The 11,897-nt window shown below is 75.8% G+C and carries 11 protein-coding genes; 5 read left to right on the top strand and 6 right to left on the bottom strand.

Features of this window, described 5'->3' with window-relative positions:
- Positions 1-141: 141 nt before the first annotated feature.
- The 5 genes from ACQRUO_RS35630 to ACQRUO_RS35610 all read right to left on the bottom strand — a co-directional run bounded on the left by ACQRUO_RS35630 (position 142) and on the right by ACQRUO_RS35610 (position 5,554).
- A complete protein-coding gene (locus ACQRUO_RS35630) occupies positions 142-1,749 on the bottom strand; it encodes a hypothetical protein (RefSeq protein ID WP_428320312.1) in 1,608 nt (535 codons plus the stop codon).
- Positions 1,749-2,630 carry an SAF domain-containing protein gene (locus ACQRUO_RS35625; RefSeq protein WP_428320311.1) on the bottom strand — a complete coding sequence of 294 codons (882 nt, stop codon included), beginning with the start codon at positions 2,628-2,630 and terminating at the stop codon, positions 1,749-1,751. The genes ACQRUO_RS35630 and ACQRUO_RS35625 overlap by 1 nt, the downstream gene beginning before the upstream one ends.
- 43 nt (positions 2,631-2,673) lie before the next feature.
- Positions 2,674-3,672, bottom strand: coding sequence for a hypothetical protein (locus ACQRUO_RS35620; protein ID WP_428320310.1), 999 nt, complete (start codon positions 3,670-3,672; stop codon positions 2,674-2,676).
- 5 nt (positions 3,673-3,677) lie between these two features.
- Positions 3,678-4,136, bottom strand: coding sequence for a hypothetical protein (locus tag ACQRUO_RS35615; protein WP_428320309.1), 459 nt, complete (start codon positions 4,134-4,136; stop codon positions 3,678-3,680).
- A gap of 413 nt (positions 4,137-4,549) precedes the next feature.
- Positions 4,550-5,554: a hypothetical protein gene (locus ACQRUO_RS35610; RefSeq protein ID WP_428320308.1), complete on the bottom strand. Its 1,005-nt coding sequence runs from the start codon at positions 5,552-5,554 to the stop codon at positions 4,550-4,552.
- A gap of 345 nt (positions 5,555-5,899) precedes the next feature.
- Here ACQRUO_RS35610 and ACQRUO_RS35605 point away from each other — a divergent pair, with 345 nt between their 5' ends.
- The 5 genes from ACQRUO_RS35605 to ACQRUO_RS35585 all read left to right on the top strand — a co-directional run bounded on the left by ACQRUO_RS35605 (position 5,900) and on the right by ACQRUO_RS35585 (position 10,485).
- A complete protein-coding gene (locus ACQRUO_RS35605) occupies positions 5,900-6,328 on the top strand; it encodes a pyridoxamine 5'-phosphate oxidase family protein (RefSeq protein WP_428320307.1) in 429 nt (142 codons plus the stop codon).
- Positions 6,329-6,404: 76 nt separating this feature from the next.
- Positions 6,405-6,857: a MaoC family dehydratase gene (locus tag ACQRUO_RS35600; RefSeq protein WP_428320306.1), complete on the top strand. Its 453-nt coding sequence runs from the start codon at positions 6,405-6,407 to the stop codon at positions 6,855-6,857.
- Between the two features lie 318 nt (positions 6,858-7,175).
- Positions 7,176-8,459 carry an MBL fold metallo-hydrolase gene (locus ACQRUO_RS35595; RefSeq protein WP_428320305.1) on the top strand — a complete coding sequence of 428 codons (1,284 nt, stop codon included), beginning with the start codon at positions 7,176-7,178 and terminating at the stop codon, positions 8,457-8,459.
- A gap of 178 nt (positions 8,460-8,637) precedes the next feature.
- Positions 8,638-9,654: an acyl-CoA thioesterase gene (locus ACQRUO_RS35590; protein WP_428320304.1), complete on the top strand. Its 1,017-nt coding sequence runs from the start codon at positions 8,638-8,640 to the stop codon at positions 9,652-9,654.
- Positions 9,655-10,212: 558 nt separating this feature from the next.
- Positions 10,213-10,485 (top strand): hypothetical protein, encoded by a 273-nt coding sequence (locus ACQRUO_RS35585; protein WP_428320303.1) that lies wholly within the window; start codon positions 10,213-10,215, stop codon positions 10,483-10,485.
- Positions 10,486-10,632: 147 nt separating this feature from the next.
- Here ACQRUO_RS35585 and ACQRUO_RS35580 read toward each other — a convergent pair.
- Positions 10,633-11,897: DUF2398 family protein (locus ACQRUO_RS35580; RefSeq protein WP_428320302.1), on the bottom strand; the 1,265-nt coding region annotated here is incomplete at its 5' end.

The following is an 11,897-nucleotide window of genomic DNA, read 5'->3' as shown; positions in this document are numbered from 1 at the left end:
GGCGCCGCAGCGGCGGTGGGGCGCACCCAGCCCGCGGCGGGCGCGCCGGTCGGCGGCTGCGGCGCGGGCCAGGCCTGGGCGCCCTCCGTCGCCTCGGGCTGCTCGGCCCGGTCGGCCGGTGCGGAACGGTCACGCATGGGGCTACCGCGCACGGAGCACCTCCCCCTGGGTCTCGGCTTCCTCGGTCGGGGCCCGGAACGGCTCGGGGGCCGCCGGGTGCGGCGCTATCCCGGCCAGCGGCGGGTAGGGCTGGCGGCCCGGCGGCACCGGGGCGGGTGCGACCGGGCCGGGCGTCGCCGGGTTGGGCGGCACCGGGTTGGGGACCACCGGGTTGGGGAGCACCGCGCCGGGCAGCACGGGGCCGGGCACCACCTGCACCGGTCCGGCCTGCGGCACGTACACCTGGCCGACCGGTGAGGCGAAGGCCTGCCCGCCGGGGGCGAGTCGTGCCGGCGCCGGCTGGGTCGGGGCCGGGTGGACGGGGGCCGGGTGGGCGGGGATCGGGGGCTCGGGGGCGGGTTGGCCGTACGGCTGACCGTGGCCCGGGGCCGCCGGAGCCCGGTCGACGTACCCGGTCGGCACCGGCGGTGCCCAGCCGCCCGGCACCGGGCTCGCCGGCGGCGGGTACCCCTGCGCCGCCCCGCCCGGCTGCCCGGCGGCAGCTGCCGGTGGCATAGTCGCGGGCGCGTCGGGCGCCGGATCCTGCCAGTACTCCGGGGGCGCGAACACCTGCCCCGACGGCGCCGCGTAGGCCTGCTGGTACCCGTACTCCTGGTAGCCGGCCGGTGCCGCGGCCCAGCCGGGCCCGGCCGCCCCGACCGTTCCGGCCGCCGCGACCGACTCCTCGGGCGGCGGCCCGCCGTACACCGTCTGCGCGTCCGTCCCGCCGTACCCAGCCGCGGGCGCCGCCACCGCCTCCGACGCCACAGCCTCCAACGCCACCGGTGCCGGCTCGCCCGGTCGGCCCAGCCGGTCCCGGCGCTCCGTCACCAACTGCTGGATCCGGTCCGCGGTGGTCCGCGCGGTGCGCATCAGCTCGGAGCGGACGAACCGCCGGTCCGAGCTGTCCCCGCCGTCCGAGAGCACCCGCGCGGTGCGGGCCGCGAACGGCAGCACGCCGAACACCGGCAGTCCCAGTTCCCGGGTGACGTCCGCCGCCGGGTAGGGGCCCTCGGCGATCAGCAGCAGCCCGAGCGCATCGGCGCCGGTCCCGCCGCTCGCCAGGTCCTCGCGCAGCGCGGCCAACCGCGGGCGGGCGCCGCTGAGCCCGCGCAGTGTGGTGCGGACGGTGGCGACCACCGCGTCCGCCCGGCGGGCCAGCACGGCGCCGGGGCCGGTCGCACCCGAGCGGCCGAGGTCGATCAGCACGTCGTAGCCCTGGTGGTCCAGCGCGTGCAGCGTCTCGGCCAGCGGCTCCCAGGTGTAGGCGAGCCCGGCCGCCTGGGCCGGATCGGTCAATCCCGGCAGCAGCAGCCGGTTACCGGCGCCGTCGGGCGAGATGTCGATCAGCTGGTCCCAGAGGCTCTCCGCGAGCAGCCCGCGGCGGTCGGCGACGGCCAGGTTCCGCAGCCCGTACACCGCCTCCACCCGCCCCTCCAGCGCACCGGCCAGCGCGGCCCCGCCGTCGGGGTCGCACTCGGCCAGCAGCACCTTGCGGCCCGGGGCCAACGGCCAGCAGAGCAGCAGGGCCAGCGCCGAAGTGGTGGCCCCCGGCGCGCCCAGCCCGCCGGTCACCGCGATGACGGCCATCAGGCGCTCCCGGAGGCACTGGGCGAACCGCCCGGCGAGCCGCTGGGAGCACCGCCCGCGGCGGACCCGCCGGAACCGGCCGGCGCGGACGGCGTCGCCGCCCCCGAGGGCGCGGCCGACCCCGACGGCGCCGCCGTGGAGCCGGACTTGGGCGCGAGGATCACCTGGTAGTGCCCGCCGGCCGCCCACTCCGCCAGGGTGGTCGCCACCGACGGCGGCACCGCGACGTCGACCACCTGGAGGCCGTCGCCGCCGGTCCTGCCCAGGTCGGCCACCACGGCGTTCAGCGTCGCCGGCCCGCCCGCCCCCGCACCGGCGGACGGCGCGGCCGGCTGGTCGCCGGTCAGCACGACGACGATCTGCTGGCCCACCTGGAGCTCCGCGGCGGGCAGTTGGGCGGCGTGCACCGGCAGGCCGACCACCTGCATGCCGGGCTGCACCACCAACTGCCGGGTGACGTCGGAGGCCAGCAGCAGCGCGCCGCGGTGCAGGTCGGTGGTAGCCCGCTGACCGATCGCCAGGTTCAGGTCGGCGGCGGTCACCGGGGCCAGCGCCGGGTCGCCGGCGATCCGCGCCACCACCAGGTCGTCGGCGGTCAGCGGCTGCCCGTACGGGACGTCCCTGGCCAACGCCAGCACCGCTATCCGCTGTCCGCTGCTGTTGTAGAGCACCGCACCGCCGAGCCCGCCGGCCGCGATCAGCGCGGCCGCCATGGCGATCACCGCGGGCCGGCGGCGCCGGGCCCGCAGCGAGCGCGACGGCGCGACCGGCGCCGACCGGGCCTCGGTGCGCGCCCCGGTGGCGGCGGCCGACTGGTCCTGGCCGTGGCCGACGGGTCCCGGCGCGCCGAGGGTCGGCGACGAGAAGGTGCGGTTCTCCATCGGACTTCGGCCTTCCTGAGGAGCTGGTGCGGTGCGGGGGTGGCTAGTTGAGCACCTGGAGGGTGGTGACCTGCAGTTCCATCGGCGCGCTGCCCACCGGGGGCATGGTGAGCGGGCCGTAGGGCGCCGGGCCGTTGGGGTTGTTCAGGTCCGTGGTGGTGATCTGCCAGGTCTGGTTGACGGTCAGGTAGTACGCGCTGGACCCGGCGCCCGCGGCGGCGGGCGACGGCGCGGTGGTCGCACCCGCCGCGGTCTGCCCGAAGACGGTCAGGCAGGCGTCCGCGGGCGGGTTCTGCCCGGGGGCCGAGGACTGCGGCGGGACGGCGTTCTTACCCGTGCAGTCCAGCTCGGCCTCGCTCCCGCCGACGGAGTACCCGAGGTCCCAGGTCACCTTGGTCAGGGTCGCGACGGCCTGCACCTTGACGCCCTGCAGCGAGACCGTGACGGGCTGCGGGGCGGCCTGGGTGTACCAGAGCCAGACCGGGATCCCGACCACGGCCTGGCCGGCCGGCGCACTGTGCGCCACCGGAGTGGGAATCCGGATCTTCCCGGCGGCCACCTGGCCCACGTAGGCCGGGCTCGGCGGCGGATCGGCCACCCCGGGCAGCTTGTTGTCGAAGTGCGTGCCAGCCGTCGCGTTGTTGTTCGCGTCGTAGCAGGTGGTCAGGTAGACCGTGCCGGTCGACGGGTCGTTGCCGCCCCAGGACGGGTCACCGGCCGGCGGCTGCGGGTCCTCGGGGGTGTAGTAGCAGCCGGTGTTGTTGTCGAAGACCCCCAGGTCCGGGTCCCAGCACGGGTGCTGCACGTTGTGCCACTGGCAGGTGGCGGTCCCGCCCGAACCGCCCCCCGAGCCGCTCCCCGGGCTGCCCGTCCCCCCGGGCGCACCCGGACTGCCGGAGTCGCCGAGCCCGACGCAGGCCGTCTGCACGTCGCACTGGGTGAGCGAGCCGCTCGGCGACGGCGTGGGGTCGGCCTGGGCGGGAGCCGTCGCGGCGACCACCAGACCGATCAGCAGCAGGAGTTGACCAAGGAATCGTCGCATTGTGCTCAGCATGTCCGGCCCGCCTCGCGATTGAACTCGAACACCATCCAGATACCGTTGTCCTGCCGCAGGACGGCCTGTGCCGGATATCGGGTCAGCCGTTGCTGCGGATCGCGCAACTCACCACTGCTCGGATCCGCCTGGTGCCATCCGGAGACGTCCACGCAGTCCTCGATCACCGCGCTCGGCGGCGAACCGTTCGGATCGAGGCGCTGGACCACCGGGGAATCCACCGGTCTGCCCGTCATCACGAGCTTGGCCGCATGCAGGTTGTGCAGACTGAGCAGGATGTTCGCAAGCGCCGTTCCATTGGAAGAGGCCCGGGCCTGGGCGCCGTTCGGATCGGCCCCCGAATACGCCGCCACCTGTGCGGCCCACCACCCCTGATAGGCGCTCAACACCTGGCGCCCGACCGCCCCGGTGGCGCCCGTGGTCGGCGCCGGGCTGCCGGTCAGCGGAACCACGGTTGGGCTGTCCGCACTCGAACCGCCCCCGCCCTGCGCCCCCGCAGCGGACCCCGGCGTCGGCAGCAGCCCCGGCTCCCCCGTCCCAGTAACCCCACCCGGAACGGCGGTTGACAATGACCCCGCCCGCCCCGCGGACCCCCCGCAGCCGGTCGCGAAAAGCGTGAGCAGAACCGCCGCACCGACCCCGACCGCCCGAAGGCGTAACAAAGCCCTGCCACGGTGCATAGCCCCACCTAGTCGCAGACCCACCCGAAGATGACAGACAGCCGGCCGAAGTTGGCCGGCTGCCGGCCCGAAGTTGGCAAGCAGCCCAAGTTTGGCAAGAAAGGCCCGCCTGCTGCCGAAGTGCAGTGTGGGGCACGATTCTTCGCCAACCCAACCGCCCACGGCAACACCTTGGGCCCCTGACCTTACGCGGAAGGCGGATCGGTTGGGGCGTTTTCCCGCCACAGAACGGCCAACAGTTCTTCGGAAACCGACAATCCGGCCAGCGCACCGCGCACCGCGGCCCGATTCCGCAGCAACAACCGGCCACCCGTAGGAGGGACCAGCAGCCGGGCTTCCAAGCCTGACGCCAACTCACCCCAGGCCAACTCGGCGGCCACCGCAGGCTGGAATTCGGCCGGCGCGAGCGCAGGTGGTGCGCCCGGCACCCCGCGCTCCAGGACCCGCCCGAGCGCCCAGCTGAACGACCCCTCACCACCCGGCAGCACCGCCGACCGACCGCGCCGCCCCCCGGGGTACGGACCGACCCGCCCCCAGAGCGGCACCCGGGAGTGCGCCAGCAGCTCGGCCACCCCCTGGTCCCCGTCCAGCCCGCCGATCGCCGCCCAGGTCTCCGGCGCGGCGACCACGTCCACCAGCAGCAGCGCCTCCTCCGGCGTGCCGTGCACCATGCAGCTGACCACCCAGTCCCAGGCGAGCCCGCGCATGTAGGCGTTCTCCGGGGTGCTGCCGCCGGTCACCAGCGCCAGCCGGCGCCCGCGCGGGTCGACGACCAGCTGCCCCAGCAGGCAGACCACCAGCCATCTGCTCTCCTGACGGGCGGCCGCCCGCAGCGCGGTCAGCATCGCGTTGGCGTCCGCGTCCGGCGGGACCAGGGTGACCCGGCAGCCGCGGTTGCCGGTGTCGAAGCAGACCGCGGGCAGCGCCTGGGCCAGCACCTGGGCGCCGTGCCCGGCCAGGGCGGAGCCGCCGTGGCTGCGCACCGGGCCGCCGTCGGCGCCGATCACCACCAGCTCGATGCCGCCGCTCGCGCCGGCGGGGCCCGCGCCCGCGCCCGAACCGGCCGGACCGGGCAGCCCGGTCGTACTGCCCATACCGGCCATGCCGCTCATGCCACCGGTTCCGGTCATGCCCGCCCCGATCCCCATGCCGCCGCCCATCCCCGCGCCGCCCGCACCCGGACCCGTCATGCCGCACACCCCTCCTGGCCGTACTCGTCCCCGCTGGTCGCCACTCTGCCGCACTCCGCCGCCACCGGGTGCTGCCACGTGCCGGGTTTCTGTCCGGCCCGCTCCGCGGCGGGCCCGAACGGCACCTGCGGTGGGCTGCGGCGGGCGGGCTCCGGGGCTGGTCCGGGCCGGACCAAGCCGATCAGGGCCGATCGGATCTCGGCCGATCCGGGCCGGTCCGGTCTGGGCCGGTCCAGCACGGTCTGAGCCGATCCAGCACGGTCTGGGCCGATCCGGGCCGATCAGCCCCGGCTCCGGGACCATGGGCCCTACTGGCCGCCTCCCCGATCGGCGCACCATCAGCCTATGGACACCATCGACCGGATCGAGGAACTGAGCGAGGCCGAGTGCCTGCGGCTGCTCAGCACCGTGCCCATCGGACGCGTGGTGTACACCGACCACGCGCTGCTGAGCGTCCTCCCGGTCCCCTTCGCGATCGGCCCGGACGGGCAGCTGGTCCTCGCCCTGCTGCCGGGCGGCAGCCTGGCCCGCGCGCTGGACGGCACGGTCGCCGCGTTCCAGGCCGACCACCTCGACGAGGCGGCCCGCACCGGGTGGAGCGTGCTGGTGCACGGCCCGGCCCGACTGGTGCGGGAACCGGCGGAGCACGCCGAGCTGCTGCGCAGCGGGCCGAAGCTGTGGACGGACGAGCGGGAGCCGATGTTCGTCCGGCTCACCGCCGAACTGGTCTCCGGTCGGCGGCTGCTCCCCCGGGGTCGGGTGACCGGCCGGTAGGACTACGCTCCCCAGAGCCACGGACGGCGGGGCGACCCGCCGGCCCGCGTCCCGCGAGCGAACTCAGGAGCGCAGCATGACGATATTCGCCACCCTCGACGAGCTGGCCACGGCGGTCGGCACCGAGCTCGGCAGCAGCGCCTGGCACACGGTGACCCAGGAGCAGGTCAACCTGTTCGCCGAGGCGACCGGCGACCACCAGTGGATCCACGTCGACCCGGAGCGGGCCAAGGCCGGCCCGTTCGGCGGCCCGATCGCCCACGGCTACCTGACGCTCTCGCTGATCCCGCTGCTGGCCAAGGAGTGCTACGGGGTGGAGGCCGTCAAGATGGCCGTCAACTACGGCTCGGAGAAGGTGCGCTTCCCGGCCCCGCTGCCGGTCGGCACGCCGGTCCGGGCCACCGCCGAGCTGCTCTCGCTCACCGACGTCGAGGGCGGCAAGCAGGCCGTGGTCCGGTTCACCATCGCCAGCGAGGCGAGCGCCAAGCCGCACTGCGTCGCCGAGACGATCACCCGCTTCTACCGCTGACCGAGCGGCCCGGCGCTGCCCACCCGGCGGCCCGCCACCGCTGACCTGGCAGCCCGGCCCACCGACGTGCCCGCCGGCCCCGACGGGGCGTCAGGGGCGGTGCCGGTGCCCGTGGGTGGCACGCCGCCGACCGGGCCACGAACGGGCGGTCGTTCAAGCGATCCGCCGCGCCCGGCTTGATCGGGCCCGGTAGTCTCCGGATGAGGTGTTGATCGTATCGAGCGGGCACCGGGCCGCCACGGCGTCCAGGTGCCCGCTCGGCGTGGTGCCGCAGCGACGGCGGTGCCGCCGCCCCTGTCCGGCTTCCCAGGAGGTGCCGTGCCCGGCCCCGTGCCCAGCTCGTTCCGACTCTCCGATCTGCGGCGGCTGCCGGCCGCCGGGTGGCAGCGGATCCGCAGGGACGCCTTCGGCGCCGTCCCCACCGGCGACCGGCTGGCCCGGATCCGCCGCAGCCCGAACTTCGTGGACGGCGCCTTCCGCAACCCGGTGCCGACCCGGCGGCTGGTCTACGAGCGCTCGCCGCTGGAGATCACCCGGGCCCAGCTGGGCTCCGACTGGTCCCGCCGGGTGCCGAGCCGCCCGATCCCGGTGCACCGGCTGCGCAGTGCCGAGCTGGCCACCGCCCCCGCCTCCGGTCTGCGGCTGACCTGGCTCGGGCACGCCACCGTGCTGGTCGAGCTGGACGGCCGGCGGGTGCTCTTCGACCCGGTCTGGGGCGTGCGCTGCTCGCCGTTCCCGGGGATCGGCCCGAAGCGGCTGCACCCGGTGCCGATCCGGCTCGCCGACCTCGGCCCGGTCGACCTGGTGGTGATCTCCCACGACCACTACGACCACCTGGACATGACCACGATCCGGGCGCTGATCGGCTCCGGCGCCCAGTTCGCCGCCCCGCTCGGGGTCGGTGCGCACCTGGAGCACTGGGGCGTGCCGGCCGGGCGGATCACCGAGCTGGACTGGTGGGAGTCGGCCGAGCTGGCCGGCCTGACCCTGACCGCGACGCCCGCCCGGCACTACTGCAGCCGCGGCCCGCGCACCGACCCGCACATGCTCTGGGCCTCCTGGGCGGTCGCCGGTCCCAAGCACCGGGTCTTCCACAGCGGCGACACCGGCTACTTCCCGGGCTTCGCCGAGATCGGCGAGCGGCTTGGGCCGTTCGACGTGTCGATGACCCAGGTCGGCGCCTACAGCAAGTTCTGGCCCGAGGTGCACATGACCCCGGAGGAGGGTGTGCGCACCCACCTGGACGTGCGGGCCGGCCTGCTGCTGCCGATCCACTGGGCGACCTTCAACCTGGCCCCGCACTCCTGGGAGGAGCCGGCCGAGCGCACCGTGGCGGCGGCGGAGGCCCTCGGGGTCACAGTGGCGATCCCGGTGCCGGGTGCGCCCTTCGAGCCGGCCGAGCCGCCGGCGCTGACCCCGTGGTGGCGCACGGTGGCCGGGCTGCCCGCGGGCGCGGCCGTGGCCGTGGGCCGGCCCGCGGCGGGGGTCGGGGCGGGGGCCGGGGCGGGTGGAGCGGTCGAGTCGAGCGGGTCGGCCGAGGTGGGCGAGGCGAGCGAGGTGGGCGAGCCGGTCGGGGCCGCGGAGGACGAGGTCCCGGCCTGAGGGGACTGACCGATCACGGATCACCAATCACGAATGACCGATGACAGCTGACAGATTTCAATATCTGTCAGCTGTCATCCCGACCCCCGACTCCCCTGTCTGTCCGCCCCGGCCCCGACTCCCCGACCCCGACTCCCCCGCCAGGGCGCAGCGCGGGCCGCTCTGCCACGATGATCAGATGGCTGACGCACCGGCACCGGACCACCAGACCGCCCAGGACCGCCCGCCCGCGAGCACCTCGAACAACGCAAGCGCCGAGGGCACCACGGACGCCGCGGCGCCGGGCGGCCGGATCGCCTCCTTCCGCGACCTGCTGCGGATCGAGGAGCTGGACCGGAACCTGTTCCGCGGCCACTGCCACGCCGGCGCCCCGCTGCGCGCCTTCGGCGGCCAGGTGGCCGCCCAGGCGCTGACCGCGGGCGGCCGGACGCTGACCCCGGATCGGGCGGTGCACTCGCTGCACGGGTACTTCCTCAGACCCGGCGACCCGAGCCGCCCGATCGTCTACCAGGTGGAGCGGATCCGCGACGGCCTCTCCTACGCCACCAGGCGGGTGACGGCCGTGCAGCGCGGCGAGGCGATCTTCTCCCTCTCCGCCTCGTTCAAGCTCCCCGAGAAGTCGGCCGAGCGGCAGCGCACCATGCCCCCGGTACCCGACCCCGAGGAGCTGCCCGACCCGATCCAGGCCTGGACCGGAGCCGGGGCTGGGTCCGGGGTCGCGGGCGAACCGACGGACGTCGACGAGACCGGCGGCTTCCACTCGCTGGACCTGCGCTTCGTCCCGCCGGACTCCCCCGGCCTGCCGCCGGCCGTGCCCGGCATGCCGCAGCAGTTCGTCTGGCTGCGCTCCGGCTCGCCGCTGCCGCCCGAGGACGGACTGCTGCACGTCTGCGCACTCACCTACCTCTCGGACCTGACCCTGGCCGCCACCACCACGCTCGACCGCCAGCCGCACCGGTTCCAGCGCAACGCCCCGTCGCGGTTCACCATGGCCTCGCTGGACCACGCGATGTGGTTCCACCGGCCGTTTCGGGCGGACGACTGGCTGCTCTTCGCGCAGCGCAGCCCCTCGGCCTCGGACGGGCGTGGACTGGCCCTGGGCGAGTTCTACAACCGCAGCGGAGAACTGGTCGCCTCCGCGGTCCAGGAGGTGCTGCTGCGCGAGCGCCGCCCGGCCGCCGCGCCACCCCGCTGACGGCACCGAGCACCCGAAGGCCGCCGCCCGGCTCGGACGATCCTCGAACTCCGGTCGAGGATCGCCATACCCGCGCACCGCGTCGTGGCTCGCCGACACCCGGCGCACGACCCGCAGAACGCGGGCGGGTCACGGCCGGGAACGCTCCACCGTCCGGGTGAATCCGGCCGTGACCTGCCCGACCACCCGGCGACCACAGAGCCCTTGGCAGCACTGGTCCAGCTGCCCAGCACGGTGTTTGACGCTCCGTCACACTCGTGCCACGCGGCCCCACCGGCGGCCGGCGCATGGCATGCTGGCTGGCGCCGTTCGTGTCCGTTCGACCAGCCGCCGAACCCCGCACGCCCGCGCCGCCCGCACCCCGGCGGCGAGGCCGCCCCAGCCGGACTCCAGCCGTGCCCGGCATCCTCGATGCGGCCCGGCGCGGAGCCTCGCCCGGAGGCCATCGGCGCAGGTCGCGGGCTTGGCGGGTGATCATCCCGAATCGCCGCATCCCGCCGGTACGGCGTTCACCCCTGTGTCGCAATCGTTTAACACCCGACTGGAATGCTGAGCATCATGGACGAATCGCTGCCGCCGCTCCGCCGCCCGGTGGAGCCCCTCACCCCGGAGCCCGCGGAGGGCCCGGGCCCCGCTGCCCACGCCGACTCCCCGGAGTACCTGGCGACCGCCGCCGAGGGCCCGCGCTTCCCGCTGCCCAAGCGACACCGCCGGTACCTGGCCTGTGCGGCGGTGGCCGCCTCGATCGCCCTCGGCACCCTCGGCGTGGGGGCGACCGTGGAGACCGTGCAGCACCAGACCAACGTCACCGCCGAGGCCGGCTCGCGCTGACCGACTGATCGCCGGCGCCCGGTCGAACACCGCTGGCGACCAGTCGGATTGACGGTCGATCAGCAGAATCGACGGCCAGCAGTGACGGCCAGCTCGGGCTGGCAGCCGGCTCGGACTGACGGTGCATCAACCCGGCCCGGCGCTGCGTCAGCGCCGGGAGTGGCGGCCCGTCCCGGGCTCCGCCCGCAGCTCCAGCGGCGCCGCGTACCGGGCGGCCGGGGCGAGCAGGGTCCAGCCGCAGCGGACCGGCCCGTCCCCGCTCCCCGCCGGGGCGATCAGGCGCATGGCGTGCAGCAGGGCCAGCACCTCGCGGCGGAAGGCGGACCGGTCGGCACGGTGGGCCTGCCGCCAGTGGGCGGCGTGCTGCTCGCGGACCCGGTCGTCGGTGTCGTACTCGTCGGCCAGGTCGCCCAGGATCCCGTCTATCAGCGCCTCGGCGATCGGCACCGCGCCCACCCCGTCGAGCCCCTCCTCAGCCTCGTCGCCCGGCAGCGGGCGCAGCTGGTCGACCAGCCGCTCGGCGAGCAGCAGGGCCGCGTGGGCCAGCGCTCCCGGGCCGGGCAGGCGCAGGTCGGTCAGCTCGCCGGCCGGGTCGAGCAGGGCGATGCCCTCCCGGCGCGCCTCCGCGGTGAGCCCGAGGAAGTCGGCGAACAGCGCGACCTCGCGGGCCCGGGACTCGCGCAGCCACTCCCGTTCCAGCCCGCTGAGCTCCTCGAAGAGCACGGCCGGGGTCTCCACCAGGCGGCGGCGCACCGCCACCGGGATCGTGGTGCGCGGCGCGGGCGGGCCCTCCGGGTCGACCGGGCAGTAGCCGGCCACCAGGGCGGCGAGCAGCTCGTGGTCCACCAGCAGCTGGTCCTGGTCGTCGTCCGCGGGCGCCGCGGTGAGCACCTGCCACTCCGTCAGCACGGCCAGCGCGGCGGCGACCGCGGCACCCGCCGCGGGCGCGTCCCCCGCTTCAACAGCCTCGCCGGCACCGGCCGCCTCGCCCGCGTCGTCCGCCGCCTCCGACCCGCTCAGCAGCGGGTGCGCGGCCAGCTCGGCGCCGAGCGCAGCGGCCGGGTGGCGGTCGGGTCCGGCGAGCAGTGCGGCCAGTGCCAGCACCAGTGCCGCGTACTGCGCGGGGGTGCACGGGACGCCGGCCACGCTGAGCCGGCGCAGCGCGCCGCGGCCGAGCGCCGCCTTGGTCAGCCGGGCGAACCGGTCGGTCACGGTGAGCGGGTAGCCGAGCAGCTCGGCGAACCGGCCGGTGAGCCAGTCGGCGTGCCGGCGCACCAGGGGGAAGGCCTGCGCCTGCGGGCCGCTGGCGGTGACCAGCGGGTGGGCGAGCAGCAGCCGGGCGGCGGCGCGGCGCTCGGCGGCCAGCTCGGCGAGCGCTCCGGGGTCGCCGGCGGTGCCGGGGCCGGCCAGCG

Source organism: Kitasatospora sp. LaBMicrA B282, from assembly GCF_050325825.1.
Classification (GTDB): Bacteria; Actinomycetota; Actinomycetes; order Streptomycetales; family Streptomycetaceae; genus Kitasatospora.
Note: the sequence above shows the minus strand (reverse complement) of the source record. Positions and strands in the feature narration are given on the sequence as shown.

What these genes read in the sequence shown, in the direction of transcription:
- ACQRUO_RS35600 (WP_428320306.1), top strand. Translation starts at nt 6,405, where the DNA reads ATGACGATATTCGCCACCCTCGACGAGCTGGCCACGGCGGTCGGCACC.
- ACQRUO_RS35630 (WP_428320312.1), bottom strand. Translation starts at nt 1,749, where the DNA reads ATGGCCGTCATCGCGGTGACCGGCGGGCTGGGCGCGCCGGGGGCCACC.
- ACQRUO_RS35625 (WP_428320311.1), bottom strand. Translation starts at nt 2,630, where the DNA reads ATGGAGAACCGCACCTTCTCGTCGCCGACCCTCGGCGCGCCGGGACCC.
- ACQRUO_RS35610 (WP_428320308.1), bottom strand. Translation starts at nt 5,554, where the DNA reads ATGACGGGTCCGGGTGCGGGCGGCGCGGGGATGGGCGGCGGCATGGGG.
- ACQRUO_RS35585 (WP_428320303.1), top strand. Translation starts at nt 10,213, where the DNA reads ATGGACGAATCGCTGCCGCCGCTCCGCCGCCCGGTGGAGCCCCTCACC.
- ACQRUO_RS35605 (WP_428320307.1), top strand. Translation starts at nt 5,900, where the DNA reads ATGGACACCATCGACCGGATCGAGGAACTGAGCGAGGCCGAGTGCCTG.
- ACQRUO_RS35590 (WP_428320304.1), top strand. Translation starts at nt 8,638, where the DNA reads ATGGCTGACGCACCGGCACCGGACCACCAGACCGCCCAGGACCGCCCG.
- ACQRUO_RS35620 (WP_428320310.1), bottom strand. Translation starts at nt 3,672, where the DNA reads ATGCGACGATTCCTTGGTCAACTCCTGCTGCTGATCGGTCTGGTGGTC.